Origin of the sequence: Shouchella oshimensis, assembly GCF_004375095.1 — a bacterium.
Classification (GTDB): Bacteria; Bacillota; Bacilli; order Bacillales; family Bacillaceae_D; genus Shouchella; species Shouchella oshimensis.
Map to the genome: position 1 here is coordinate 99,139 of NZ_SNUX01000003.1, position 26,194 is coordinate 125,332.

General features: G+C 39.3%; 26 protein-coding genes and 1 pseudogene. 14 read left to right on the forward strand and 13 right to left on the reverse strand.

Annotated elements, in window-relative coordinates; all coding sequences use genetic code 11:
- Nucleotides 1-39 precede the first annotated feature (39 nt).
- The 3 genes from E2L03_RS11240 (at nt 40) to E2L03_RS11250 (ending at nt 2,047) form a co-directional block, all read left to right on the forward strand.
- The gene (locus tag E2L03_RS11240) at nt 40-618 is read left to right on the forward strand and encodes a hypothetical protein (protein ID WP_095149835.1); all 579 of its coding nucleotides are present in this window, start codon (nt 40-42) and stop codon (nt 616-618) included.
- Between the two features lie 266 nt (nt 619-884).
- On the forward strand, nt 885-1,454 hold the full coding sequence (locus E2L03_RS11245) for a hypothetical protein (protein WP_038478003.1): 570 nt from the start codon (nt 885-887) through the stop codon (nt 1,452-1,454).
- Between the two features lie 26 nt (nt 1,455-1,480).
- Entirely contained in the window at nt 1,481-2,047 is a 567-nt protein-coding gene (locus tag E2L03_RS11250; protein ID WP_134259208.1) for a hypothetical protein, read from the forward strand.
- Between the two features lie 47 nt (nt 2,048-2,094).
- Here E2L03_RS11250 and alr read toward each other — a convergent pair whose 3' ends face one another.
- The 3 genes from alr to E2L03_RS11265 all read right to left on the reverse strand — a co-directional run bounded on the left by alr (nt 2,095) and on the right by E2L03_RS11265 (nt 5,776).
- Entirely contained in the window at nt 2,095-3,207 is a 1,113-nt protein-coding gene (gene alr / locus E2L03_RS11255; protein WP_038478009.1) for an alanine racemase, read from the reverse strand.
- Between the two features lie 75 nt (nt 3,208-3,282).
- Complete coding sequence (gene ald / locus E2L03_RS11260) at nt 3,283-4,416, reverse strand: alanine dehydrogenase (RefSeq protein WP_134259209.1); 1,134 nt, start codon at nt 4,414-4,416, stop codon at nt 3,283-3,285.
- Nucleotides 4,417-4,540: 124 nt separating this feature from the next.
- Entirely contained in the window at nt 4,541-5,776 is a 1,236-nt protein-coding gene (locus E2L03_RS11265) for a PucR family transcriptional regulator (RefSeq protein WP_095149839.1), read from the reverse strand.
- A 161-nt stretch (nt 5,777-5,937) separates the two neighbouring features.
- Between E2L03_RS11265 and E2L03_RS11270 the strand changes: the two genes are divergently transcribed.
- Together E2L03_RS11270 and rlmD are read left to right on the forward strand one after the other, a co-directional pair.
- Nucleotides 5,938-7,335: an alanine/glycine:cation symporter family protein gene (locus E2L03_RS11270; protein ID WP_134259210.1), complete on the forward strand. Its 1,398-nt coding sequence runs from the start codon at nt 5,938-5,940 to the stop codon at nt 7,333-7,335.
- Between the two features lie 100 nt (nt 7,336-7,435).
- Entirely contained in the window at nt 7,436-8,806 is a 1,371-nt protein-coding gene (gene rlmD / locus E2L03_RS11275) for a 23S rRNA (uracil(1939)-C(5))-methyltransferase RlmD (RefSeq protein ID WP_134259211.1), read from the forward strand.
- Between the two features lie 365 nt (nt 8,807-9,171).
- On the opposite strand, the gene E2L03_RS11280 is transcribed toward rlmD, so the two are convergent.
- Nucleotides 9,172-9,768, reverse strand: a complete 597-nt coding sequence (locus tag E2L03_RS11280; protein WP_134259212.1) for a DUF5067 domain-containing protein — start codon at nt 9,766-9,768, stop codon at nt 9,172-9,174.
- A gap of 223 nt (nt 9,769-9,991) precedes the next feature.
- On the opposite strand from E2L03_RS11280, the gene E2L03_RS11285 reads away from it, so the two are divergent.
- Nucleotides 9,992-10,171 (forward strand): hypothetical protein, encoded by a 180-nt coding sequence (locus E2L03_RS11285; RefSeq protein ID WP_134259213.1) that lies wholly within the window; start codon nt 9,992-9,994, stop codon nt 10,169-10,171.
- A 40-nt stretch (nt 10,172-10,211) separates the two neighbouring features.
- On the forward strand, nt 10,212-10,391 hold the full coding sequence (locus E2L03_RS11290) for a hypothetical protein (RefSeq protein ID WP_055737005.1): 180 nt from the start codon (nt 10,212-10,214) through the stop codon (nt 10,389-10,391).
- A 100-nt stretch (nt 10,392-10,491) separates the two neighbouring features.
- Here E2L03_RS11290 and map read toward each other — a convergent pair.
- Nucleotides 10,492-11,228 (reverse strand): annotated as a pseudogene (map, locus tag E2L03_RS11295) (type I methionyl aminopeptidase).
- A 327-nt stretch (nt 11,229-11,555) separates the two neighbouring features.
- Nucleotides 11,556-11,981: a TM2 domain-containing protein gene (locus tag E2L03_RS11300; RefSeq protein WP_134259214.1), complete on the reverse strand. Its 426-nt coding sequence runs from the start codon at nt 11,979-11,981 to the stop codon at nt 11,556-11,558.
- 200 nt (nt 11,982-12,181) lie between these two features.
- Between E2L03_RS11300 and E2L03_RS11305 the strand changes: the two genes are divergently transcribed.
- From E2L03_RS11305 to E2L03_RS11320, 4 genes are read left to right on the forward strand one after another with little or no spacing between them, the layout of a single operon-like run.
- Nucleotides 12,182-12,991, forward strand: coding sequence for a class I fructose-bisphosphate aldolase (locus E2L03_RS11305; protein ID WP_134259215.1), 810 nt, complete (start codon nt 12,182-12,184; stop codon nt 12,989-12,991).
- A 31-nt stretch (nt 12,992-13,022) separates the two neighbouring features.
- Complete coding sequence (locus tag E2L03_RS11310; protein WP_241741794.1) at nt 13,023-14,543, forward strand: FGGY-family carbohydrate kinase; 1,521 nt, start codon at nt 13,023-13,025, stop codon at nt 14,541-14,543.
- A complete protein-coding gene (locus E2L03_RS11315) occupies nt 14,540-15,295 on the forward strand; it encodes an SDR family NAD(P)-dependent oxidoreductase (RefSeq protein WP_134259217.1) in 756 nt (251 codons plus the stop codon). Before E2L03_RS11310 ends, E2L03_RS11315 begins: the two co-directional genes overlap by 4 nt.
- Nucleotides 15,296-15,316: 21 nt before the next feature.
- Nucleotides 15,317-16,321 carry a 2-hydroxyacid dehydrogenase gene (locus E2L03_RS11320; protein ID WP_134259218.1) on the forward strand — a complete coding sequence of 335 codons (1,005 nt, stop codon included), beginning with the start codon at nt 15,317-15,319 and terminating at the stop codon, nt 16,319-16,321.
- Between the two features lie 110 nt (nt 16,322-16,431).
- Here E2L03_RS11320 and E2L03_RS11325 read toward each other — a convergent pair whose 3' ends face one another.
- From E2L03_RS11325 to E2L03_RS11330, 3 genes are all read right to left on the reverse strand, one after another.
- On the reverse strand, nt 16,432-17,250 hold the full coding sequence (locus E2L03_RS11325) for a phosphotransferase family protein (RefSeq protein ID WP_134259219.1): 819 nt from the start codon (nt 17,248-17,250) through the stop codon (nt 16,432-16,434).
- Nucleotides 17,251-17,378: 128 nt separating this feature from the next.
- Complete coding sequence (locus tag E2L03_RS20425; protein WP_158318498.1) at nt 17,379-17,549, reverse strand: hypothetical protein; 171 nt, start codon at nt 17,547-17,549, stop codon at nt 17,379-17,381.
- A 91-nt stretch (nt 17,550-17,640) separates the two neighbouring features.
- Entirely contained in the window at nt 17,641-18,000 is a 360-nt protein-coding gene (locus E2L03_RS11330; protein WP_148305156.1) for a hypothetical protein, read from the reverse strand.
- Between the two features lie 141 nt (nt 18,001-18,141).
- Between E2L03_RS11330 and exaC the strand changes: the two genes are divergently transcribed.
- Nucleotides 18,142-19,659, forward strand: coding sequence for an acetaldehyde dehydrogenase ExaC (gene exaC, locus E2L03_RS11335; RefSeq protein WP_055737013.1), 1,518 nt, complete (start codon nt 18,142-18,144; stop codon nt 19,657-19,659).
- 27 nt (nt 19,660-19,686) lie between these two features.
- Nucleotides 19,687-20,037 (forward strand): DUF779 domain-containing protein, encoded by a 351-nt coding sequence (locus E2L03_RS11340; RefSeq protein ID WP_038478054.1) that lies wholly within the window; start codon nt 19,687-19,689, stop codon nt 20,035-20,037.
- Nucleotides 20,038-20,059: 22 nt separating this feature from the next.
- On the opposite strand, the gene E2L03_RS11345 is transcribed toward E2L03_RS11340, so the two are convergent.
- From E2L03_RS11345 to E2L03_RS11360, 4 genes are all read right to left on the reverse strand, one after another.
- Nucleotides 20,060-20,977: a class F sortase gene (locus E2L03_RS11345; protein WP_134259220.1), complete on the reverse strand. Its 918-nt coding sequence runs from the start codon at nt 20,975-20,977 to the stop codon at nt 20,060-20,062.
- 210 nt (nt 20,978-21,187) lie between these two features.
- Nucleotides 21,188-22,531 (reverse strand): copper amine oxidase, encoded by a 1,344-nt coding sequence (locus E2L03_RS11350; protein ID WP_134259221.1) that lies wholly within the window; start codon nt 22,529-22,531, stop codon nt 21,188-21,190.
- 562 nt (nt 22,532-23,093) lie between these two features.
- On the reverse strand, nt 23,094-23,867 hold the full coding sequence (locus E2L03_RS11355) for an anti-sigma factor (protein ID WP_166740282.1): 774 nt from the start codon (nt 23,865-23,867) through the stop codon (nt 23,094-23,096).
- A complete protein-coding gene (locus E2L03_RS11360; protein WP_051667391.1) occupies nt 23,860-24,426 on the reverse strand; it encodes an RNA polymerase sigma factor in 567 nt (188 codons plus the stop codon). The genes E2L03_RS11355 and E2L03_RS11360 overlap by 8 nt, the downstream gene beginning before the upstream one ends.
- A gap of 277 nt (nt 24,427-24,703) precedes the next feature.
- Here E2L03_RS11360 and E2L03_RS11365 point away from each other — a divergent pair, with 277 nt between their 5' ends.
- Nucleotides 24,704-26,173: a protein adenylyltransferase SelO gene (locus tag E2L03_RS11365; RefSeq protein ID WP_134259223.1), complete on the forward strand. Its 1,470-nt coding sequence runs from the start codon at nt 24,704-24,706 to the stop codon at nt 26,171-26,173.
- Nucleotides 26,174-26,194 lie beyond the last annotated feature (21 nt).

Sequence of the window (26,194 nt, forward strand, 5' to 3'; positions counted from 1 at the left end):
GTATATAATAAAGGAAGGAAAAAGAAAGGGGAGATGGGAATGTCAGAAGCAGAGATACGTCATCTTCGATTAAAGAATGGGCTGTGGCAAAACGGATTAATCTTTTTGATGTACATTCTTGGTGTTCTCAGTTTGGTGCCAGTAGAGGGATCTATCTTTATAGGTGTTTATTGTTTTGCTAGCCTGATAGTGCTGGCAATTGGTTTATTGACATTGTTTAAGCGGAAGCGTCTACTTCATTTTCTGCCATCTCTTCAAAAACTTCATCATTTTCATATTCGCCTATTGGGGGCACGTTGGAATCATTGGCTCATGGTTGAAGGCTTGTTGCTGTCTATAATCGGTATAAGTGCTTTGCTTTATTACAGTAGACCATTCCTTATAAATGATTTTCAGCTAACAAAGGGCTATGTCTTTTCTTTTCCCTTTTTCCTTATTATTTTTGCGGTTTTGAGCAATGTTTCCTTGTTTTTAGAAACGACATTTATTAATCATCATCGGGGACATGGAAGTAAAACAAAGCCACTTCTTTTTGCTTTGTTCGTTCCAGTTTTTGTCGTTGCTATTTATTTAATTTGCTACACAGCTATTTTAACGATAGCAGATTATATCGTTTAAAGATTACAACTGCGAGGCTGGAACAAAAGTAGATAGACAGACCAAAACGACGAACATTCCTGAAAATAGGAACGTTCGTCGTTTGTTTTATATGAAAATTAGCGGAAGGATTCTCCTGTAGCGGTGCTACTCAGCATATTTTTGACTATTCGTCTTTTCAAATACTACTTTTCGTTATGTCCCAGCCTCTTTTTTAGCCTATGGTTTTCTAAAGAAGGGAAAATTTGTTATAGTTTCTTTAAGGGTTGATAAGGGAGGGAAACGGATTGTTGGATATACGTAAAGAACGACGGTTAGAGTGGATCTTTGAAAATGCCATTATCTTACTAACAATGATCTTTCTTTTCGTCAGTTTTTATTTTAGAATCTTTGAGATGGTGATTCTTCTATTTTTCGTCAGCCTAATAGTAGTTTTGGTTATGAAAACGTTTAGACCAGAATGGCCAAAACCTCTTTTTAACTGGCAGAAAAAGCTTCGTGCTCATGAAATTAATTATTACGGTCATTCAGATTGGAAGAATCGAAAAAGGTGGAAACATGCTTTACTCCTCGTTCTAGTAGTGATTAGTAGCTATTTCATTGGTCTTTATATGCTTAATCCTAGCAATCAGTCTTTCTATAGATATCCTATACGAGTTGAAGTACTTGTCCCCTATCTAATCCTTTTTGTTTTATCCATAAACATTGGACATATCGTTCGCAAAAGCTATATAGATGCTTTCTTTGGTTATAAGGTTAAAGGCTTTAGACTTAAAGGAAAAACGTTGTGGTTGAGTATATCAATGTTGTTGGTTTGGGGATTATTTGGCGTAATCATCTATTTGTTCTTTTCTTAATGTTATAACAAAGGAAATGATTAACAATGAATGACCAAATTCAAAAAGCAAGAAGACAAGAAGTATTATGGCTAAACGTCTATCTTTTCCTGTTCGTCCTCCTATTTGTTTCTCATGTTCAAGGACTAGTAACTATTGTTACACTCGTTCGTGTGACGATCGTCATTCAGCTTGTGTTAGCGGTATGGAAAATGGTTGCCGTTCAAAAGAGTTTGCTCCCATTACGGTGGCAACAGTTATTGGTCGAGCATGAGATTGAACAGTACGGAACAGACGAATGGCTAAGGAAGCAGCGAGTAGATGGCGTGTTCTATATGCTCTCAGCTATCTGCATTCTCTACCTGACAAATCTACAATCATTGCGATTGGATGAGGCGAGTACGGTAGTGGTGTTTTTCATTTTTATTTGTATTATTGTGCCTATCATAAACATTAGTAAGATCTTAAAAGGACGTGCCATTGATTCATGGCACGTTGAAAAAGAAAAAGGGTTTGGTGTAAAAGGTAAGTTTTTTGTGCTGATAGTTGGAATTGTATGTGCTTGGTCACTAGTAGCAGTAGTTGGTTGGATGTTGTGGTCATATCGTTTATGAAGGGTGATTCTATGTCAAAAATCTAAATCTACAAAAAACCGCCTCGTTTAATGGGCGGTTTTCTTGTAATAACGTGGGACACGCTTTGTCAGGGCGCAAACAATCTCGTAGTTTATTGTATCGGTACTGTCGGCCATATGATCAATGGGAAATTCAACCACGTCCCCAGGTTGGACTCCATTTATGTCTGTTACATCAATCATCGTTTGATCCATACAGACACGGCCAAGAATAGGTGCCTGTTGCCCAGAAAACAAGGCATGTCCTTTGTTGGATAGAGCACGAGAAAGTCCGTCTGCATAGCCAATAGCAAGCGTTGCAATTTTTCGATTAGACGCTAATACATGTGTTCGACCATAGCTAATTGTTTCGCCTTTACGGACTAATCGAACAGCGGCTACCATGGCGTATACATGCATAGCTTGTTGCAGTGGTACAGGAAACGTTAGCGCAGTATCAGGTCGTAATCCATACAAACTAATACCAACACGCACCATGTTCATATGCTTCTCTCGATGATAGAGGGTTCCAGCGCTATTGCAGCAATGCTTAATCGGAATCGTCATGCCTTCAGCTTCTACAGCTTCAAGGTATTTACAAAACCTAGAATACTGTTCATCTGTGTAATCAGATTCAAGACAATCGGCTTCCGCAAAATGAGTAAAGATGCCTTCAAGGTGAAGAGAAGGATGTGCGTGAACTTCTTTGGCCGTTTCTACTAATTGATCTGGGGATTGCATACCAATTCGCCCCATACCCGTGTCAACTTTTAAGTGAACGTTTGCTTGTTTTTGTAATGTAGTAGCGGCATGTCCTAATGACTGGACATGTTGTTTATCAAACAACGTAATCGTAATATCTTTATTAATAGCGGTGGAGAAGGCTTCGGGTGGTGTATAGCCAAGCACGAGAATCGGTTCTCTAATTCCTGCTTCTCGAAGTTCAACGGCTTCATCTATTATGGCAACACCTAAATAAGTTGCACCATGTTCAAGTGCTTCTTTGGCAACAGGAATAGCACCATGGCCGTAGCCATTTCCTTTTACAACCGCCATTAGTTGACAATTCTCTGCTAGTAGCTTTTTAAACGTACGGGTATTATGAGCAATGGCACTGAGCTCGATCGTAGCATACGTTTGACGATAACTAGTTTGTGTCATTTCTTTACTCCTTTTTCCTATACAAGAAAGCCCCTCATCATACGATGAAGGGCTTATGTGTGCGGTGGAAGGATATTATGCTTTTGCCGGAGTTTTTGCTAATGCATCTGCAACGGAAACAAGCTCATATCCAAGGTCACGTGCAACAGCACTATACGTAACGTTACCATTTGCAACGTTTAGTCCAAGAGCTAAAGCAGGGTTATCTGCTAATGCTTGTTGAACCCCTTTATTCGCAATTTGCATCGCGTAAGGAATGGTTACGTTGGTAAGTCCAAGTGTTGATGTACGAGGCACAGCACCTGGCATGTTCGCTACAGCGTAATGAACTACACCATGCTTCGTGTATGTTGGGTTATCATGAGTTGTAATTTTATCTACAGTTTCAATAATACCACCTTGGTCAATAGCAACGTCAACTACAACGGATCCAGGACTCATTGATTTGATCATTTCCTCTGTCACAAGCTTAGGTGCTTTTGCGCCCGGAATAAGAACGGCACCAATTACAAGGTCAGAATCTTTGACTGCTTCAGCAATGTTCAGTGGGTTAGACATTAACGTTTGAATGTCGTTTCCAAATTGGTCATCAATTTGACGAAGACGGTCTGCACTTAAGTCAATGAGTGTAACGTCAGCACCTAAACCAACTGCAATTTTCGCAGCATTTGTTCCAACAACACCACCGCCAATAACGGTAACTTTTCCACGTTTTACACCTGGTACACCGGAAAGGAGAATTCCTTTTCCACCTTTTAATTTCTCTAAGAATTGGGCACCGATTTGAGAAGCCATACGCCCAGCTACTTCACTCATAGGTGTAAGAAGTGGAAGCGTGCGGTTTACTTCAACAGTCTCATACGCAATGGCAATCACGCCACTGTCAACTAGTGCTTGAGCAAGCTCAGCTTCAGCTGCAAGGTGTAGATACGTGAATAGAATTAATCCTTCACGAAAGTAGCCGTATTCACTTGAAAGAGGTTCTTTTACTTTCATAATCATGTCCGACTGAGCCCATACCTCTTTTGCTTCTGTAAGTATTGTCGCGCCAGCAGCAATATAATCGGTATCTTCAAAGCTAGATCCGACACCTGCGTTATGTTCAACGATTAGTTGGTGACCGGCTTTAGTTAAGGCAACAACACCGGCAGGAGTCATCGCCACACGGTTTTCATTATTTTTAATTTCTCTAGGGATACCAATAATCATCTATAATTCCTCCAAACAAGGTAGTGTGAATGTGTACGTTTAGTATAAATCCACAAATGAAGGAACGCATTGTTACAAAAAAACAAATTGGAAGCGGTTATTTGTTTAAATCAACAAAAAGGCTCTAGTGTTTTTTTCTAACTAACTTTATATCAAAATAAAGACCAATTTTTTGGACTGGATTTTTAATATCAATCATCGTAATGTCTTTAATTCGCTTTAAACGATAATTTAACGTGTTTACGTGACAGTGAAGTTTTTTAGCAGCTTTAGTTAATTGATCTTCATAATCAAGAACGGTCTCTAGTGTCTCCATTAAATTGGTTTGGTTTTCACGATCATACGTGGCTAGTTTCTCTAATGCTGGGTTTGTCGCTAACTTCTGAAGTTCCGGCGTGCGTTTTAACAAATCAATATAGCGGAATGCACCTAACTCATGATAGAAATAGGCGCTTTTTAATTCCCTAGGAAATAACTGTTTTAATCGCAGAACAGCGGTGGCTTCATTGTAACTTTCATTAATGGTACGCAGATCTTCTTTAGGGTAACCACAGCCGATTGCCTGAAAGTCTTGATCAAATCGATCGTTTACTTGTTTAAGAAAAGAATGAAGGAATTGTTCCGTTTCTTCTACAAAAGTCCGTTTATCCTTAGGTGCTACTAACAGTATTAACTGATCTTCATCAAATGTATGAATTAAGATTTTCATTTTCTGGGTGGTGTTTGTCAGATACGTCAGTTGCTTCATAAGGTCCTTTGACAGATCTTTTATTGAAAAGATCAGAATGGCAATAGACTGATCTTGTTGGTGCCCTATTCGAAGTAATTGCTCTTTCATTCTTGTGTAGTTGGCAATTTCTCCAGTAATCATTTGCCAGAGTAACTCTTGTTCATTGCGCTCTTTCTTCTTCCTTTGTAAATTGAATTGTAAGAGCTGGTTTCGGGCTTTTCGCGCAGCCATTTTTAATAGAGCTAAGTTTTCCTTGTTAAGAATGCCTCTTACGTCTACAACCCAAATATAACCAAGTACTTCTTCATTTTTTCGAATGGAGATGGCGACGCGGTTACCAAGTCCAATTTCATCAATTGTAGGAATAATAAGTGGTTCGTCGCTGTAATTAAGCTTAGGAATAACACCATCTTTCCAAAAGCGATTAATGACTCGTTCGGGTACTCTACGTCCAATAATGGTAGATACCCTCGCTTGATCGGTTTCATCATCATGTGAACTATAAGCTAGTAAGTAATGGTTGGCATCTTCTATCGTAACGGGACATTGCAAGTAGTCACTAATTAAGTCAGCGAAGTCCTCTAAAGAATCGAATGAACGATTAAATTGTTGCTGTAAATCATCGAACATAGCTGGTCCTCCTTCATTAGGAAATGGTAGATTGTGTGAAAAAACGAAGGAAACGTTTTCAGATTGTGAAGTTTCACAAATACAAGTATAATCTAGCATGGTAGAATAACTAACAATTAGTAATACTATCATACAATAGCTTTTGGTTCAGGAGTGACAAGATGAGTATTTTAGACATCATAGAAAACATTAACAACTTTTTATGGGGCCCACCAGGATTAATTTTGTTATTCGGTACAGGTCTTTTTTTAACTGTTGCATTAAAAGGGCTCCAATTTCGCCGTTTACTTCATGCATTTAAACTAGCATTCGGAAAGGAAGACGAGAAAGATTCCTCAGCAGAAGGGGATATTAGCCACTTTCGAACGTTAATGACATCTCTTTCAGCAACTATTGGAATCGGTAACATAGCTGGTGTAGCAACAGCAATTAGCTTTGGTGGTCCGGGAGCTATTTTTTGGATGTGGGTTGTTGGTTTACTTGGAATGGCAACTAAATATGCTGAAGCATTGCTTGCTGTAAAATACCGCGTGAAAAATGATCGCGGTGAATATTCAAGTGGTCCTATGTATTATATTGAAAAAGGATTAGGGAGTAAATTTAAATTTTTAGCGATTGGTTTTGCGCTGTTCGGTGCTATCGCTGCGTTAGGGATCGGTAACAGTGTTCAATCAAATACCGTTGCTGATGTAGCGAACAATAGCTTCTCCGTTCCGAATCTATTAACGGCTGTTAGTTTAGTTATACTCGTTGGCCTAATCATTTTCGGCGGCATTCAGCGGATTAGTTTATTATCTACAATTTTTGTTCCTACCATGGCCGTTCTTTATATGGGTGGCGCTTTACTTATTATTTTTCTAAACTATGACATGATTATCCCAGCTTTTGAGCTGATTTTCTACCACGCCTTTCATCCAGTAGCTGCAACAGGTGGTTTTGCAGGTATTATCGTTGCTGAAGCCATTCGAAATGGATTTGCAAGAGGAATCTTTTCTAACGAAGCCGGACTTGGAACAGCAGCGCTAATTGCCGGGAATGCCCGTGCGGATCATCCTGTAAAACAAGCGCTTGTTGCCATGACAGGCACGTTTATTGTAACAATCATTGTCTGCACAGTTACAGGACTTGTACTACTTATGACAGGCTTTTGGGATTCTTCAGGTGGACTTCTATCTGGCGTTCTTCATGATCCATCTCTGGAAGGTGGCGCATTAACAGGTGCGGCGTTTGGATCCGTACTTGGAACATTTGGTGAGTATATCGTAGCACTTTCGGTCATTTTCTTTGGCTTTACAACAATTGTTGGTTGGTATATATACGGTGAAAAATGTTTTGAATACCTTGTTGGCACAAAAGGTATTACCGTGTATCGTCTTATCTATGTAACAGCCTGTGGAATTGGTGCATTAGTAAGTCTTGAAGCTGTATGGGCATTTGCGGATATGGCGAACGCGCTTATGATGATTCCGAACTTAATTGCCTTATTATTACTTTGGAAAATCGTTGTATCGGAAACAAACGATTACTTTACAAACTTTTATAAAAAAGGAAAGGTATAATGAATGGAGGTGCTGTACAGCTGTACAGGCCTCTTTTTTTACCAACTACTACGTGATACAATGAACGGATGACATTAGTGAACAAAGGACGAAACCGTATATGAAACAGACAGTACCTGTACAAAAAAATGAAACCCTCACGGTAACAATAGAAGACTTGACTCATGATGGCTCGGGTGTCGCAAAAGTAAAGGGCTATGCTTTGTTTATTCCACAAGCACTTCCAGGTGAAAAAGCGGAAGTGAAAGTTGTGAAAACGAAAAAAGGCTACGGGTTTGCGCGATTAATGAACCTTGTTGATGAAAGTCCGAACCGGGTAGAACCACCTTGCCCAATTTTTCATCAATGTGGTGGTTGTCAAATTCAACATATGGACTATGACGCCCAACTGCATATGAAACAGAAGCAAGTTAGAGAGGTTATGACCCGAATTGGTAAATTGCCAGATGTTCCAGTTCATCCGGTTGTAGGAATGGATGAGCCATGGCGCTATCGAAACAAGTCGCAAGTGCCTGTAGCATTCCAACAGGGAGAACTTGTCGCAGGCTTTTATGCAAAGCGAAGCCACCATATTGTTGATATGGATGAATGCATCATTCAGCATAAAGAGAATGACCTTGTTGTTCAAACGGTTAAACGATTAGCAAAAGAATTAAGGATTCCTGCTTATAATGAAGAGAAACATAATGGCATTTTGCGGCATATTGTGGCAAGGTACGGCAAGACAACGGATCAAGTAATGGTTGTTTTAGTAACAAGAGGTAAAAAGCTCCCACAAAAGGACGAGCTGATAGCGGGGATACGAGAGGCAATTCCAACTGTTGTATCGGTTGTCCAAAACATAAACAATGAACGTACCAATGTGATCTTCGGAAAGCAAACGGATGTGTTATGGGGAGAAACGTATTTATACGATGAGATTAACGGCATCCGCTTTGCCATATCGGCACGCTCGTTTTATCAAGTGAACCCAGATCAAACAAACCGACTGTATCAGAAAGCACTTGATTACGCAGAACTCACTGGTAGCGAAACCGTTATAGACGCTTACTGTGGAATCGGAACCATTTCTCTTTTTCTCGCTCAAAAAGCAAAGCACGTGTATGGGGTTGAAATTGTTCCTGAAGCGATTACCGATGCAAAGCGAAATGCAAAACTCAACCATATTGACAATGCAACCTTTGCAGTTGGAGAAGCAGAAAAAGTGATTCCATGGTGGCATGCTCAAGGCGTTACTGCCGATGTCATTGTCGTAGATCCACCAAGAAAAGGTTGCGATGAAGCATTGCTTAGCACAATGCTTAAGATGAAACCAGAACGAATTGTCTATGTCTCGTGTAACCCAGCCACTCTTGCTAGAGACTTACGCATGTTAGAAGACGGCGGCTACCGGACAAAAGAAGTTACACCAGTTGACATGTTCCCACAAACAAATCACGTGGAGTGTGTGGCAATTTTAACATTGATTTAACAGGGTTTTACGTGCCGATATGATGTGAATGACCACATTTTGACCACATTGCTCAGGAATTGAATGCTTGTTCGATTTTCTGAGCGACATCATTGAGACTAAAAACTTTTTAAACAAAATTAAACAAAAGTAGCTTTTTTTACAGTTACGAAATTAAAAACGTATTTTTGTTCTCCGTGTTAAGGAAGTATGAAGTTGCATTTTAATTATTAAGAAGACTGTCTTATGAGGGAGTTCTCTTTTTTTACATCGAAAAGGGTATGCGATAACTTATTTAATTTAAAACGGTGGGCGTCATTCACTCAAAATCGCAAACGATACTACAAAAAAACACCCACTCAAATGAGCGGGTGTGAATGATTTCGTTATTCTGTTGTCTCAACTACATGTTCGAAAGAACTATCGCCATTAAAAGTAAATTCTTTTAACGTTACTGGCTCACCTGGGTATAAGATTTCAAATCCAATTACTGCATCAACAGTAGCGCCCGGTTTAACATTTGTATCGCCCATTTCGACTAATTCCGTTTTGTAGTCTTCAGGATATAGGCCATTTGAACCCATTAACGTTTCAACAGTCGTATCCGTTTCTTGTTCAGCGGTAATGCCTTGGGATATCCAAGGGCTAATTGCATCTTCACTATTATTCGTAAAGGTTAATTCAACTGCCAAGATTTGTGTGCTTGCATCGTATTGGCTATCTAATTGCTCAATTTCTTTAATTTCATAAACAAATTCGCCAGTATCAAGTGTAGTATCATTGGTTGCGCTATCATTTTCTTCTTGTGTATCTTCTTCAGTTTCGTCAGTATCCTCAGTGCTCTCATCTGAGGTCTCTGTACTATCTGTACTATCCGCAGCCGTTTCCTCTACTGGATCCGTTGTTGTTTCTTCGTTTTCATCCCCACATGCACTTAATACAACTAAACTCACTAAAGCGCTAGATAATAAAAGCTTTTTCATAGATAAAACCCCTTTTTATGTAATGAATCATTATTATAAAGGTCTTATTTCTATAGATATATAGCTTCGACATCATTAGACAATCGCCGAATAAATGTTTAAGTTTTCTGTAAGTTTATAGGTGATGAGTCTTTAAGAAATTTGTTCATACTGATTGATTTTTTATAAAGCTCTTCTCTTTAAGAAGTAGAGAGGTCTCTATTTAAGAAAGGAGGTTTTTGCGATGTTAAGTATTCAACGGAATGGAAACAACACGACAGATGTATATAAAGGATTAACGATTGTAGCTCGATTCATTCGTCAAGATAATGGGCAAGTTGCTATAAAGGTTCTAACAGATGGTCATGATGAGATGACGGATAATGAACAGAAGGCTTTATTAATTGTGAAAGAAAGAATTTAGCAGGAGTTATGTTGGGGGAGCTAAAGATAGGAGGGAGCATATGCCTGTACTCATGTTTTGCAGCAAATGTGGAGGACCAAAGAAATTGTCCGAATATGTGTTAAGCCAATACGTAACAAAAGCGCCTCATATTTATTGTGATCTATGCGATTCGACTAATTTAGTTACAGAGGAATTGAGGCAATATGCCTTTCAAGTTAAGGAGAATGACAACTGGTAAACAATATATGTGGGCAGAAAAGATTAATAGTCTACTAGTTGAATAACAGAACGAAGAAGAACAGAGAGTGTTAGTGCTCTCTGTTAAGATCGACAATGGCTTACAAGGTGGTTATGATAGGACCTGTTTTTGTTAGAATAATGGTGTGTTCATATTGAGCCACATAACTATTTTTAGTTGCGAATGTCCAGCCGTCGTTCTTCTGAAAGACTTCCTCTTCAGAAGTGGATATAAATGGCTCAAAGGCAATTACCATCCCTTCCTTAAGAAGTTCGTCATCCAACGTGTCGTTGTAATTGTAAATATGATCAGGTGATTCGTGAATCGCACGACCAATACCGTGTCCGGTCAAATTCTTGATGACGGTAAAACCGTTTGCTTGCGCAGTTTGATTGACGATTTTTCCTAATCTGCTTTTCTTAGAACCAGGGACCGCTTTTTTTAACCCTTCTTCAAAAGCCTGCTTAGCTACGCTACATAGCTTCTCTAACTGTTTCCTTTACCAACCACAAACGATATTCCTGTGTCTGCAAAATAGCCGTTTTTTGAACCAGACACATCAATGTTAACCAAATCTCCTTTACGAATAACGCGCTTACTTGGAATGCCATGAGCCGCTTCATCGTTGACACTGATACACGTATAACCAGGAAATTGATATTCACTTTTCGGTGCCGAAACAGCACCTTCCTTCTCAAAGTAAGTCCCGGCAAGTCCATCGAGCTCTTTCGTTGAAATTCCAGGAATTGATTGACGAACAAGCTCGTCTCTTATAGACGCGACAATACGGCCAATCTCTTTTAATCCGTTAAAATCTTCTTCTGTTTTTGCAATCATTTGATGTCATCACCTAATTTTAGAATATATCATGTAAATCATTTATGTAAATTCTATCATATAAAAGCGACTTTATGCAGTTACCGCATTTGTATAATGCGGTAAAACACAATCTTTCAAGCAGGTTCAGAAATTAGTATCGGTTTGTTTGGAATAATTGAGTTTTCTGTATTTCAAATTCTTCTAGCATAATGGCTTCGATATTGAGATAACTATGCATTTACAGAACTTCTTTTTTATATTCGTAAAATTAGAAAAAAGAAAAAAGATAATTCGCCAATAACAGACAAAGATCAACACCTATTAAAAAAGAGCCTATTTAGAGGCTCAGCGATCGTAGCGATCGTCTGGATGATTACGTTGTCTGTGGTGTCCATGAGTCGGTGGATATTGATGATGATAACGAGGGTCATAGTTAAAATGAAAGTTGCTATAAGATTGATTATAATAATCTCTTCTATACATTAAAACTTGATCAATTACTTGATATTCTAATACATCCTTAAGAAAATTGAGCCTTTTCTCAATAATCAAAAGGTCGATTATCCACCATGCTCCAAAGCCCCCGAGGGTTACAGTCTTTCCAACAGCATAACGAGTATCCCCCATGTAATAGCGATGTCCTTCAACAAAACCAGTAAAAAGCCATAATATGTATGTAATGACCTTATTCTTTTGGTACTTTTGCATAATGCGATTAACGAGGGCTTGTTCTTCGCTTGATAAATCTTGCCTTAACAGTTCATTCTCCAATAGATTGCCTCTTAACTATTTTAAGATAATAAAAGTATACTTAACTTTTGAGCATTAGAAAACACTTCCGACAAAGAAAGACATAAGTCAAAGGGAATAGTATCCATCCCTTTCGTTGTGCCCTTGACATCAATTTGTCCATTTTATTAAGATCAACACATTGATTTGGAGTCGCACTATTTCAAAAACTGGAGGGGGAAATGACAAAAAAGCGTAGGCTAGCTAGAGTATTTGCCCAAGATGGAAAGTCTTTAACATTGGCTTTAGATGGTTCTTATTTTTCGTCAAAAATAGAAGGGATTGACAAGGTGATTCCACTTATTCCTACGTTCGTTAAACACGGACTTGATGCAGTCCTTGGTACGTACGGAATGGTCAAACGTTATCCAGACGCATTTCAAGATGTTGGGATGATGTTGCGAGCAGATATGTCAACAAATGTATTTGATACTTCTGTTCCTGATACAACTACTGTATTAAGTGTTAAAGAGGCACTGCGTCTTAGTGCAGATGGGGTAATCGTCATGACGTTTCCAGGTGCACATAATGAAAAGCATACGCATCAAGCTGTGCGAGAATTAGCGAGTCAAGCAGATGAATGGAACGTTCCTTTGATAGTGGAATCACTGCCATATGGGTATGCAGTAACAACAGAATCTTCGAACCATGCACCTATTCTTGCAGCTGCGGCAAATATGGCGGTTGAGTTAGGGGCGGATGTGATTAAAACCCGCTATTCAGGTGAACCGGACGATCTGTTAATTGCTCAATATGCCAAAGTTCCGGTGCTTGCCTTAGGTGGACCAAAAACAGATGATGTAAAGGCATATCTATCATTCGTAAACCACTGTTTGGCAAACGGTGCGAAGGGTGTAGCGGTCGGACGAAACATTGTTCAGAATAAGTCTCCAGTTGCAATGGTGGCAGCGCTAAATGCGCTTATTCATAAAGGAGATTCAGTAGAGAGTGCGTACCAGCTATATCAAACCATGTGCTTAGAAACCATGTAGTCGTTATCATAACGTTTTAGGGAGGATAATGATGAAATATGTATTAGGCATTGATAATGGCGGTACGATGACGAAGGCTACGCTGTTTTCATTGAAAGGTGAAGAAATTGTAACAGCGGTAAGCAAGACAGAGATGTTAACGCCAAGACCGTATTATACGGAGAGAGATTGTGAAGAACTTTGGCAAGCCAATCTTGCTGTTATTCGTGAGATTTTGACCCGTTCGGCGATAGCAGCTGTTGAACTAGTAGGTATCTCTATTACAGGGCATGGAAATGGCTTATACGTTATGAATAAAGCGGGAGAGACGACGTATAACGGGATCATATCTACGGACCAAAGAGCTCAAAAGTACGTTCATCAATGGAGAGCGGATCCTCGCTATGACGAGGAAATCCTACCGAAGACGATGCAATCGGTTTGGGCAGGTCAGCCAGTCGCATTGTTAGCTTGGTTGAAAGAGAACGAAAAAGAGGTATATACGAAAACAGATTTTATTCTCATGGTGAAAGACTACATTCGGTATAAACTAACGGGAGATGTTTTCTTTGAACAAACCGATGCCTCAGGAACAAGTTTACTGAATGTCCGCAACCGATGTTATGACAAGGAGCTATTAGCGTTTTTTGGGATAGAAGAGGTATTTGATAAATTACCGCCTTTACGAAACGCTACAGCTTGTTGCGGTAGCGTTACAGAAGAAGTAGCTACACTCACTGGATTACGAGCTGGCACGCCGGTTGCTGGCGGGATGTTCGACATATCCGCTTCTGCTATTGCATCTGGCTTGGTCTCAGAAGATCATTTATGTATTGTTGCTGGTACTTGGAGTATTAATGAGTACATCACAAAAAATCCAGTAGTCGATAAACATTTATTTATGACGTCCATTTATTGTATAGATGGATTCTGGTTAACAACTGAAGCGAGCCCGACCTCAGCAAGTAATTTAGAGTGGTATATCAATCAATGTATGCCATTGGAAAAAAATGAAGCGAAGGCAAAGAACCAATCAATTTACCATCTTTGCAATGAGCTTGTTTCTCAAACAGAACCAGAAGAAAGTGAACTACTGTTTTTGCCATTTTTATTTGGCTCAAATGCAGTATCTCATGCCAGTTCCTGCTTTATTGGACTGCTGAGCTGGCACCAGCGAGCTCACCTCTTACGTGCTATATATGAAGGTGTAGTTTTTAGTCATATGGCGCATGTTGAGCGCTTGCTTCAATTTAGGGTAAAGCCAACGGTCGTTCGGCTTGCAGGCGGTGTTACAAAATCAGATGTTTGGGTTCAACTGTTTGCAGATGCCTTGCAGTTACCGGTAGAGGTTATTAACGTGCAGGAGCATGGAACACTTGGAACAGCTATGTGTGCGGCTGTTATGACCGGTGAATATGAGTCTATTCAACAAGCTTCTGAAGCTATGGTTCAAGTAAAAACAACGATTCAGCCCAATCCATTAAAAGCAGCTATTTATGAGCAGAAATTCAAGCGTTACCAAGAGACTGTTCACAAGATGGCGGATGTTTGGGCGTTAGGAGTAAAACAATGAATTTAGGCTTACAAGGAAAGCATGCCATTGTTACCGGTGGATCAAGAGGCGTAGGAAGAGAAATGGCTTTATGCTTAGCGGATGAAGGAGCACAAGTAACATTAACCTATCATGGACATAAGGAAAAAGCAGATGAAGTTGTAAAAGCGATTAAAGGGAAGGGGAAAGTGGCCAACGCCGTGCAAATGAATCTCGCTGACCCAACAAGCATTAAAGAGATGATTAAACAGGCACTTCAATTTGGCGTTGTTGATATTTTAGTAAACAATGCCGCCGTGTGGCCAACACGTTACATCAAAGATATGTCTTTACTTGAATGGAATGAAACCTTGCAAACCAATTTAACAAGTGTCTTTTTAATAAGCCAGCTTTTTGTTCAACACTGTGTGCAACAAAAGCGTGCAGGAACACTGTTAAATATCATCTCTCAAGCGGCCTTTCATGGTTCAACCACAGGTCATGCTCATTATGCCGCAAGCAAATCTGGTATAGTAGGATTTGCTAAATCGTTAGCGAGAGAACATGAAAAAGACAAGATTACTGTCAACAATCTCGCTCTAGGCATTGTGGAAACTGACATGATTCGAAAATCTTTACAAGAAAAAGAAGAGTATTATTTGAATAGAATTCCCATTGGTCGCGTAGCTCAACCACGAGAAATGGCAGAGATTGCAACCTTTTTAGTGTCAGAAAAAGCCAATTATGTAACCGGTTCAACGTTTGATGCTACAGGAGGAATGTTAATGCGTTAACATTGTCTAAGGAGTGGAGATATGAAATGTTTGGCTATTGCTGATTTATTAATCTCCGAGCATGTAATGAAAGAAGGGCTAGCTAGTCTTGAAAAAAAAGGCATTGAGTTAACCATACGTAAGTGGCACCATAATCAAGTAGAGGACTTACAAAAGGATAATTTATTAATCGAACAAACAGGCTCGAACGCTGTTTTATTGCCTCATGCCATCACTCATGACATCGATCAGTACGACATCATTTTGACTCAATTTGCACCGTTGAATCGCTTTGTTCTTGCGGCAGCACGAAAAGTAACTCTCATTGGTGTACTCCGAGGAGGTATTGAAAACATTGATGTAAAAGAAGCAGAAGCAAGAGGCATTAAAATACTGAATACACCTGGTCGAAATGCACGAAGCGTAGCAGAATTTACAGTAGGAATGATCATTGCAGAAATGCGAAACATCGGTCGGTCTCATGCTTCCATTATGAAGGGAAATTGGCAAAAAGACTTTGCCAATCAAGACTACCTCCCAGAGTTAGGCCGGAGAACAATCGGAATTATCGGTTTCGGTCACATCGGTCAACTTGTAGCGAAATTTCTAAGTGGGTTTAATACAAGGATTTTATTTTATGATCCATTTTTTAAAGGGCAAACGACGTGTACCCAAGTAGAGCTAGAAGAATTATTAAGAGCTTCGGATGTCGTCAGTTTACATAGTCGGCTAACAGCAGAAACAAAGGGGATGTTAGGCTATGCACAGTTTGAGAAAATGAAACAGACGTCAATCTTAATTAATACCGCTCGTTCTGGCCTTGTAAAAGAAGGAGAGCTGATAAGAGCTTTGCGGGAAAACATCATAGCTGGGGCGGCATTAGATACGTTTGACCATGAGCCTATAACAAAAGACAGTCCTTTACTTTCGTTAAAGAATGTTACATTAACCGCCCATTTAGCAGGGAGCACGATTGATGCTTTTCACAACTCCCCTACATTACTAGCAGAGCGAATTCATTCCTATTTAGATAGCGATAGTGTATGAGTTGGTCAGAGTAATCACATCATTTTGAGATACTCTGCGCGTTGATAGGACGAAGATATATATGGAAAGGGTTTTGCGTCATAACGATTAAGCTCCTTTAGGGTTTTTTTCTATAATTCTAACGTTACACTTAGTGCTTTTATCCATTTAGGAATGTTTTTATTAAATAAAGGTAGATGTTTTACGCGGTTTAGATTATTAAGTTCTCTGAGAGATAAAAATAAAGTGTCCCATATCATTGTTTCTTTCATAAGACTGTATCTTGTAATTACTTGAGAGGGGTCATGTGAAAATAATAAGAAGAGTGTCTTATCATAATACTTTGAGCGTATTCCTGCCCATTCCCAATCAATAAAGGTAATGTCGTTCTTGGAGTAAAAAATGTTCATCGGTAATAGATCTCCATGAGAAAATACAAATGTAGAGTTGGCTGGTGTTGTTTTTAAAAGCGCTGTAAGCTTTTGTTTGATAGGTATTTGTAAGAAGCTCTGAACATTAAATATATAGCGTTCAATTTTTTCTTGTCTGTTATCGGTGACATTCCATGTTGTGGGGATCGGGATATGTGAGATGGTTTTTATTTTCTCTATAATTAGATTTACGTTTACTGATTGGTTTAAGCAATATGCGTCCCTTTTAGTAGCTAGTGGAGAATCTTTAAGATTAGCCATTATAAACATACTTAATGAAGAGTCTTCATAGAACCATAGAATAGGAGGAATGATGTTTAAGTGATTTTTTAAATAGTTATAGACAAAAATTTCATGTTTCATTAATTTAAAAGACTCTAAATCTTCATGTCGAGAAGCTTTTATAAAAAACTGATCGTTATAAAACGTTATACGATTATTGTTTTTTAATTCGTTACCTATAAAATTGATTTCTTTATATGTAAAAAAATTATTTAAATGTGGGGGGAGTGAAAACATTACGTCGAACCTCCTATTAACAACAAAAAGGTGAGTGCGTTTGCAACGGCGTTATTAGAAAAAAACTAGAACGGAACGTATTCTAGTTTTGTGCAGACCTATGTATGAAGTAACCACTGATTTATCACTTATTGTTCATTTATTTTGGCTACAGACCAAGGGTGACGAGGGTTTAATGTATTCAGCTTTTTTGCATATTCAAGGGCATTTTCAAATTCTACAAATACCCGATCAGTCACAGAATGGATGTTTTTTAAAATAAAGGTCTGTCCGTCTACAAGTCTTTTAAGGTGATACATTATTATTCCTCCTCAAACGATTAGGATACATCTATTATACACGCTTTAGCGCAATTACGTATATGCAAAAATCATGTAAAGGATGCGAAATTTATGAGAGATTTTTATTCTTTATAAAGCGATAAAGTGACTGTGTCATCAATCGAGTCATTAGTTGTCCAAATAGGATGGGTAGGGAAGATAATAGAATAACGACATTCATAGTAAATGGGTTGAACCAACTTTCATTAGGAGGATTAATAAAAAGCTGTGCAAGGATAATGGAGCAAACGATCATAAAGCTATGCATGAGAAAGAAAACACGCAACGAGACTCGTATGGATAAAATCCCCGACAAAATCAACCAGATAAGGAGAAATCCGTTAATAAAGATGTAAGAAATATCGGTTTCATCATTTCGCATAGTGGTTTCATAGAAATGAAACAAAAAAGGACCAGGAATTAGCATCATACAGAACCATAAGAGTTTCATAAATCAAATCACTCCTTCATTTAACAATAGTTTACCAAATGTTTTGACTCTATAACGTATAGAAGGTAAACTATAATTATATTGAAAGCGCTTACTTTATCTGAAAGAGGAGGAATGAGAATGATTTATGCCAACCCAAATCAAGAAGGTTCACTCGTTTCATTTAAGCAAACGTACGATAATTTTATTAATGGTGAATGGACAGCCCCTGTAAAGGGTCAATATTTTGACAACGTTACGCCGGTAACAGGTGACGTGTTCTGTACATTAGCTCGTTCCACATCGGAAGATATCGAGCTAGCACTTGATGCTGCCCATGAGGCGAAAGATCGTTGGGGCAAAACACCACCTGCTGAGCGGGCTAATCTCTTAAATAAAATTGCTGACCGGATTGAAGAAAATAGCGAGATGCTTGCAGTAGCAGAAACGTGGGATAATGGAAAAGCCGTTCGTGAAACATTAGCGGCTGATATACCTTTAATGGTCGATCATTTTCGTTATTTTGCCGCCACCATTCGAGCACAGGAAGGTAGTTTAAGTCAACTTGATGATGATACGGTCGCTTATCACTTCCATGAGCCATTAGGTGTAGTTGGTCAAATTATCCCTTGGAATTTTCCATTATTAATGGCAACGTGGAAGCTTGCACCAGCCTTGGCTGCCGGAAATTGTGTCGTTTTAAAACCGGCAGAACAGACCCCTGCTTCGATCATGGTGTTACTTGAATTAATTGAAGACCTCTTGCCAAAGGGTGTTGTAAATGTCGTGAACGGTTTTGGAGTAGAAGCAGGAAAACCGCTTGCGTCGAATCCTCGTATCGCAAAAATTGCTTTTACTGGGGAGACAACAACTGGGCGTTTAATTATGCAGTATGCGTCACAAAATATCATTCCAGTAACCCTTGAATTAGGTGGTAAGTCGCCAAATATATTCTTTAAAGACATTATGGATGAAGACGATGAGTTTTTAGATAAAGCAGTAGAGGGTTTTGTTATGTTCGCCCTAAATCAAGGTGAGGTATGCACATGTCCATCTAGAGCGTTAATTCATGAATCCATCTATGATGCATTTATGGAACGGGCGCTCAAACGAGTGAACGAAATAAAAATTGGCAATCCACTTGATACGGAAACAATGATGGGAGCTCAGGCGTCTTCTGAACAAATGGAAAAAATCCTCTCCTACATTGATATTGGCAAGCAAGAAGGTGCTGAGGTCTTAACAGGTGGGGAGCAAAATAAAATTGAAGGTAGTGAAAACGGCTACTACATTCAGCCAACCGTTTTTAAAGGGACAAATAATATGCGTATTTTCCAAGAAGAGATCTTTGGACCAGTTGTCTCCGTTACAACATTTAAATCAGATGAAGAGGCATTAGACATTGCCAATGACACACTGTATGGGTTAGGTGCAGGTGTATGGACCAGGAATATGAATCAAGCTTACCGCTTTGGGAGAAACATTGAAGCGGGACGAGTTTGGACGAATTGTTATCATGCCTATCCTGCTCACGCTGCATTCGGAGGTTATAAAAACTCAGGTATTGGTAGGGAAAATCATAAAATGATGCTGGATCATTACCAGCAGACAAAGAACTTGCTTGTCAGCTATGGCACGAGTCCAATGGGGCTTTTCTAATTCGTTTAATGAAGAGGAGATGAGCGCGTGGTTGAGAAAGTAACAGCAACAGAAACAGCAATCGCCTTTTTAGAACAATTAAAAGAAAAGCATGGTCCTTTGATGTTTCATCAGTCAGGTGGGTGTTGTGATGGTAGTTCACCAATGTGTTATCCAGCAGGAGAATTTCTTGTCGGTGAAAGTGATATCCTCCTTGGTACCATTGCTAGTACACCTTTTTATATGAGTAAAGTTCAGTATGAGTATTGGAAACATACGCAAATTATCGTAGACGTTGTTGAGGGACGTGGTGGGATGTTTTCTGTAGAGGGACCAGAAGGAAAGCGTTTCTTAACGAGATCAAGAGTGTTTACAGATGAAGAGCGAGCGGCTTTATAAAGACTAAAAAAAGGAGATCGTTTTAAGCGTCTCCTTTTTCTTGTGCTTGCTTTGATTCGTTTCCAAAATAATCAACAGTTTTAACGGTATAGCGGGCGTTGCCGTGTTCAATTAAAAACGATTTTCGTTCTTGTTGTGAAATACTAGCGACGAGCGTCTCTTTTCCGTTCTCGCTTACTTCATACACACGATAGCCGGCGATATAATCATCTCTAACAGCATACCAGGATAACAAATTCCCCTGAACTGTTAATTCTGTCGGTTCTTTAGGGGTTTCATCTGTATCTTCAACTAACGAGGTATACACAACGAGTCGTTCATCATGATTGCCTGTCTGGCGATCAAATGTGCCGGTACACGTAATTAAATTTAGTTGTTTGTGATCAGTAGAACCAAAAATTTCTGTTAATGGTGCATCGTTATAGGGATATTTTTCAATACGATCAACAGTAAATTCTAATTCTTCTCCGTTATCGTCTGTTACGAAGATCGAATCATTCTCTTCTAAATCACCCAAATAAAAAAAAACTGCTGGGCCATTTTTATCATCAACATGCCCCGCTAGCACAGCATTTCCACGTCCGCCAGGCTTTGTTCCTGGCTCGTACCAACCGACATCTGTTCCGTTGTCAGGAACGCCCATTTGACCATTTTCTAAAAGCCCAACTTCTGTAATAGGCGCTTCAACATCCAAAGCAGGGATTCTTAATTTAGAAGGGAAAAGCTCGCTTTGTTTGTTTAAATCATGATAAGCTTCTTCAATTTTGTCAGCATGGATCGTGAATTCTTCTGCAATCGTTTGTTCCTGATCAAGGTGAACAGGGGGCTCAATTTCATTTTGTGTAGCAGGTTGGGAAGAGGATGATTCTTCAGCAGAACTGCTACAGCCGATTAGGGTTAATAGGGAAAGAAAGAGAACAAGAAGTGGTCTAATTTGCACGACAGATCAACCTCCTTAAACATGAAAAAGTGTTACCGGTAACCTTTTGTTGAATAGAACAACATCGCTCATTGCTTTAGAACAATGAGCGAGCGTTCTATTGACTGGAGCCTCTCTCACTTGCTAGAGAAAAGGCTTTATTCACGCGCCGTTTCCGTAAAATTCGCTGTTTATTATCAGTTCTTTAGTAGTGTTTACTTTTTCAAACCATTAAGCATTTGTGCGGAATTTACGTACTCCGAAATAGCCAGTGAATGCGACTGTTGCACCTGCTAGAATCCATGCCATCCATTGTAGAGAAACACCTTGCTGGCTTCCACCCATACCTGTTTGCGGCATGTCAGGCATTGCAGCTTCCTCTTCGAACATTTCAGGGTTTTGTTCAACAATGGCACCAGCTAAACCGGAACCAATATCAAATGTAAAGGCATAGCCTTCTAGGAATGTTTCAAATGAACCAGCATAGTCACCATCTATATAACGGTCAAAGGTTGTAAATACTTGATCTTCGTGCATGTTAACGAGTTCTGTAGCATCAGCTGCAGGTAAGATTCCTTCTGTTGCTGTATCTAAAAACATTCCGAACTCATCAGCAAATGTGCTTAATTTGCTTTTTGCAGCCTCTTTAGCTTCTTCATCTTCATTTTTTACAGCGTTTACGTATTCACTTTGAGCTAAAATATGATTTCCTTGCCAAATTTGTTCGAACTGCTCTCCGCCTTCATCTCCATATACAGACGCAATGGTTGCTTTTAAGTCGGCTGTATTCTCATCTTCTGCCCAGCTAACAAAATCGAAATCTTCGCTATCTTTGAATTCTTTAGACATCGAAAGGGTTGCTAGAGCAAAATGTTCGGCAACAAGATTACTCAAATCAGATCGTAAGTTTCCAGCGTCTGTTAAAGGTGTGGTACCTTCAAACATATCAGGATTTTGTTCAACAATGGCGTTAGATAAAGCAGCACTGATATCAAACATATGTGAGAGTCCTTCACGATACGTCATGTACGCAGTCTCATAATCGCCTTCTACATAAGCATTAAACGCATCCTCTACTTGTTGCTCATGAATGTCTAATACTTCAATTGCTGCGTCGCTTGGAAGTGCCCCTTCGGTTGCGCCTTCAAGAAATTCACCAAATTCTACATAAAATCCATCAATCATTTTAGATGCTTCTTCTTGCGCTTCTGTGTCGCCATCTTTTACAGCTTGAACATAATCAGCTGTGTATTCGTTATGTCCAGAGAAGATACGGTCAAACTCTTCAGCACCTTCGTCACCATACAGTGATGCGATGGCAGGTTTCATATCTGCTGCATTTTGCATAAGTGCTTCTTGTGCGGCTTCAGCACCGTCGTCTCCATCGTATTGCTTTTGCATAGAAAGAACAGCAAGCGCAAAGTGTTCAGATAAAAGGTGGTCGAGTGTTCCTCTTAATTCAACTGCTGGTGTGGTTACTTGAGACGTGCTTTCTTGTGCTTGAGCTCCTTGAACAAATGATGGGGCAATTAATGATGCACCTAGTACGGGAATTAATGCTTTTTTTATTTTCATTTTGAACACTCCTTTTGTGTTTTGATTTCACTAAGCTAACGCAAGGGATGTTAAAATGGATCACTTTTTTTAAAAAACTTTTTTGAATGAATCAATTTTATAACTGTTTTTAAAACATAATGAATATATTAGTAATAGTCATTATATACACGTATGAAAGTGGCGACGGCTCCCGTGGGAGTAGCATATGCTTGAAGACATTGTGCAGAGAATTTACGCGGAAATGGCTGAGATAATGCCTAGGGAAAGTGTTCAGAAATTGGGTGAATGTTCGTATGTATAAAGCGATAGATGGGTTAGGAAATTCGTTCATTTCATATAATTATTGGTTTATCTAAATTAGCTATAACAGCAATCATGAAATGGACTCGAATAAAAAAGAGGCTGGGACATAACTAAAAGTAGTATTTGAAATGACGAATAGTCTAAAATATGCTGAGTAGCACCGCTACAGGAGAATCCTTCCGCTCATTTTCATCTAAAACAAACGACGAACGTTCCTATTTTCAGGAATGTTCGTCGTTTTGGTCTGTCTATCTACTTTTGTCCCAGCCTCGGTATTTTATAATTCTTCTACTAGTACAATGTCGCCTTCAGGTGTCTCGCTTGTTTCATCAGGCTCAATCGTAATTGCAATGGTATCGTAACCCATTTCTGGATCGATGTCGAATGTGGAGATACCGCTCCCGTCTTCGGCTGGAGTAAATGTACCAGCTCGATAAGGTTCACCATCTTTTAACAACCATACTTGGTATACTTGTGTATCCTCAGGTTGGGAGAGTTGAGCTGCTTCCACAACGAGTTGTTGATAATGATCTTTATTGACAAACGAAGCTGTAGCTTGAAAAGGAATCGTCTCTGCTGCTGGTTGTAAGTTTAGCCGTTGAACCAAAGAATCAACAGTTATGCTTGGTTCAATTGCTACATCATCAGGTTCACCAAGCTGACTAACTGTATAGATATTCCCAATTAAAGAAAGAAAGAGTGCCGCAGCCATTGTCGGAATAAGCCAATTTACTTTCTTTTTTCTTTTTAGTCCATGTGGTTCTTGTTTGTTTGTTGTAGATCCTGATGCAATTGGTTTCTGAACGTCTGCAGACTGAGACTCGACTGGCGTTTCCTCTGCAAACGCAGCTGAAAGTACCCGTTCTTTCATGTCAGGTGGAGGTTCAATTGGATCTACATCAAACCCTAAGTCATCCGTAAGCGCTCTGATTTCATTTAATTCTTCTTCGCATATCGAACATGTTGATAAGTGAGCTTCGAATTCTTTTGTTTCTGTATCTGTCAACTGTCCGTTAACGTAGTCAATTAAATGATTGCACTGTTCACTCATGAATGATCCCTCCATTCTGTTCTATGTCTTGGATCGTGGTTTTTAGATGTTTTAAAGCAAGTCGTAACCTTCCTTTTACAGTTCCTAAAGGAAGATCACACGAATCAGCGATTTTTTGCTGTGATAATCCTTGATAATAAAACAAGGTGATGACCTTTTGTTGTTCTGGTTTTAATTGACTGATGGCTTTTTTTACGACAGCACGTTTTTCTTTCCATTCGACTTGATCCTCTACACTTGGATCAGGGTCTTCTGTCATTTCTTTCGTCGCAATTTCTGAAGCGACTTCTCGCTTTTTCCGGTGATGGTCGATTACGATATTACGTGTCATAGTAAGCAACCAGCTAGAGAACTTTCCTTTTGTTTCATCATAAGAACTCTTTTGTGTCCACACTTTTATAAAGACTTCTTGAACAATTTCTTCCGCTAATTGTTTCTCTTCCGTCATTTTGAAGCTAAAAGAAAAAAGAAGTTTGCTGTATTTGTCATACATCTGTTCGAGGGCTTCTTTTTCTCCGCGCCTAAGCTTTTTATAAAGCTGTACATCATGTTCGGACATCATATTCTCCTTTTTTACTTGATCTCGATTTAGGAACATAAAAATCGGAATAATAGCTCTTTGCTGATTTTACATGTATTTGTCGAGAAAAGCCAAATAAAAAGGTGTGAAAAGCTTTCTTACAAAGAAAACGTACGAAGCACTGATTTGGATCACTTTTTTTAAAAAAAGGTTTATTTTATTTGCATAATGGGTAATTTATTTAGTTCAACTTGATTGGCAATATCGGTTGTGGTTAGATGGCATTATACAATGTATTTAAAAAGGGGACAAGACGATGAAGAAGTCTCATGAGAAAAGAGAGTGGCAATTAGAAGATAGCTATCGATCGTTACCAGCTACTTTTTATAGTCTTCAACAAGCAAACCCTGTACCAGAGCCGGAACTGGTTATCTTTAATTATGAATTAGCAAAAGAGCGAGGTATAGATGAGACGATCGCCAGTACAGATAGTGGGCGCGATTGGCTAGTGGGTAATCAAATTCCGAGTCGAAGCGAAGGAATCGCTCAGGCGTATGCAGGTCATCAGTTTGGTCAATTTACGATGCTTGGGGACGGTCGAGCGCTGCTACTTGGAGAACACGTAACACCAAATGAAGAGCGCTACGATATCCAATTAAAAGGGTCAGGCAGAACAAGCTTTTCACGTGGGGGAGATGGTCGAGCTGCACTTGGCCCAATGCTGAGAGAATATTTAATAAGTGAGGGCATGAATGGGTTAGGTATTCCAACAACACGGAGCCTCGCTGTAGTGAAAACAGGACAGGCAGTGCAAAGGGAAAAGCGTTTGCCAGGTGCTGTCTTAACAAGAATGGCGAAAAGCCATATTCGGGTTGGTACGTTTCAATATGCGGCTGCACGAGGAGATGTTTCTGACTTGAAAGCATTAGCTGATTATACAATTAATCGACATGAGCATACTGTTAGCGATGGAAAGAATCCGTATCTTGCTTTCTTACATCAGGTCATTGAGAAACAAGCGGAATTAATAGCAAATTGGCAATTGGTTGGTTTCGTACACGGTGTTATGAATACGGATAATATGGCTATTAGTGGTGAAACCATAGATTATGGGCCGTGCGCATTTCTTGATCAGTACGATCCAATGAAAACCTTTAGCTCGATTGACAGACAAGGTCGTTACTCATATGGAAACCAGCCTTATATGGCGAACTGGAATCTAGCCAGATTAGCAGAAGCACTCTTACCGTTACTAGCAAGTACTAAAGAAACAGCTGTTCAGCTAGCCCAACAGGCCATCGAAACCTTTACCCCTTTGTATACGAGCTATTGGTTAAAGGGGATGAGAAAAAAAGTAGGTTTTATTGATGATGAACAGGAAGAAGACCGCTCACTAATTGAAAGACTGCTCAAAATAATGTCTGATCATAACCTTGATTATACCCTCACATTTAGACAATTAAGTACAGAGGGAACGCTTCCTGCTTCTATAGAAAACATGGAACACTGTCAGACATGGAAGAAAGAGTGGGAGAACCGTGTGAATCAACAGTCAAGGAAAAAAAGTGACATTGAAAATCAAATGTTGAGTGTAAATCCTTTTATCATTCCTCGTAATGAACATGTGGAACAAGTGTTAGAAGACGTTGAAAAAAACGATGACCACACATTGCTACATGCGTTCCTTGTAGCTATTCGAGATCCGTTCAAAGAGACGGAGATGACAAAAAGGTTTGCACAAGTATCAGCAAGCAAGACGCCATATATCACATACTGCGGCACCTAAGCGTTAGCGAGGTGTCTTTTT

Bases quoted from the DNA above. Each gene is read 5' to 3' on its own strand.
- E2L03_RS11240 (WP_095149835.1), top strand. From the start codon at position 40: ATGTCAGAAGCAGAGATACGTCATCTTCGATTAAAGAATGGGCTGTGG.
- E2L03_RS11250 (WP_134259208.1), top strand. From the start codon at position 1,481: ATGAATGACCAAATTCAAAAAGCAAGAAGACAAGAAGTATTATGGCTA.
- alr (WP_038478009.1), bottom strand. From the start codon at position 3,207: ATGACACAAACTAGTTATCGTCAAACGTATGCTACGATCGAGCTCAGT.
- ald (WP_134259209.1), bottom strand. From the start codon at position 4,416: ATGATTATTGGTATCCCTAGAGAAATTAAAAATAATGAAAACCGTGTG.
- E2L03_RS11265 (WP_095149839.1), bottom strand. From the start codon at position 5,776: ATGTTCGATGATTTACAGCAACAATTTAATCGTTCATTCGATTCTTTA.
- E2L03_RS11270 (WP_134259210.1), top strand. From the start codon at position 5,938: ATGAGTATTTTAGACATCATAGAAAACATTAACAACTTTTTATGGGGC.
- rlmD (WP_134259211.1), top strand. From the start codon at position 7,436: ATGAAACAGACAGTACCTGTACAAAAAAATGAAACCCTCACGGTAACA.
- E2L03_RS11280 (WP_134259212.1), bottom strand. From the start codon at position 9,768: ATGAAAAAGCTTTTATTATCTAGCGCTTTAGTGAGTTTAGTTGTATTA.
- E2L03_RS11285 (WP_134259213.1), top strand. From the start codon at position 9,992: ATGTTAAGTATTCAACGGAATGGAAACAACACGACAGATGTATATAAA.
- E2L03_RS11290 (WP_055737005.1), top strand. From the start codon at position 10,212: ATGCCTGTACTCATGTTTTGCAGCAAATGTGGAGGACCAAAGAAATTG.
- E2L03_RS11305 (WP_134259215.1), top strand. From the start codon at position 12,182: ATGACAAAAAAGCGTAGGCTAGCTAGAGTATTTGCCCAAGATGGAAAG.
- E2L03_RS11310 (WP_241741794.1), top strand. From the start codon at position 13,023: ATGAAATATGTATTAGGCATTGATAATGGCGGTACGATGACGAAGGCT.
- E2L03_RS11315 (WP_134259217.1), top strand. From the start codon at position 14,540: ATGAATTTAGGCTTACAAGGAAAGCATGCCATTGTTACCGGTGGATCA.
- E2L03_RS11320 (WP_134259218.1), top strand. From the start codon at position 15,317: ATGAAATGTTTGGCTATTGCTGATTTATTAATCTCCGAGCATGTAATG.
- E2L03_RS11325 (WP_134259219.1), bottom strand. From the start codon at position 17,250: ATGTTTTCACTCCCCCCACATTTAAATAATTTTTTTACATATAAAGAA.
- E2L03_RS20425 (WP_158318498.1), bottom strand. From the start codon at position 17,549: ATGTATCACCTTAAAAGACTTGTAGACGGACAGACCTTTATTTTAAAA.
- E2L03_RS11330 (WP_148305156.1), bottom strand. From the start codon at position 18,000: ATGATGCTAATTCCTGGTCCTTTTTTGTTTCATTTCTATGAAACCACT.
- exaC (WP_055737013.1), top strand. From the start codon at position 18,142: ATGATTTATGCCAACCCAAATCAAGAAGGTTCACTCGTTTCATTTAAG.
- E2L03_RS11350 (WP_134259221.1), bottom strand. From the start codon at position 22,531: ATGAAAATAAAAAAAGCATTAATTCCCGTACTAGGTGCATCATTAATT.
- E2L03_RS11355 (WP_166740282.1), bottom strand. From the start codon at position 23,867: ATGAGTGAACAGTGCAATCATTTAATTGACTACGTTAACGGACAGTTG.
- E2L03_RS11360 (WP_051667391.1), bottom strand. From the start codon at position 24,426: ATGTCCGAACATGATGTACAGCTTTATAAAAAGCTTAGGCGCGGAGAA.
- E2L03_RS11365 (WP_134259223.1), top strand. From the start codon at position 24,704: ATGAAGAAGTCTCATGAGAAAAGAGAGTGGCAATTAGAAGATAGCTAT.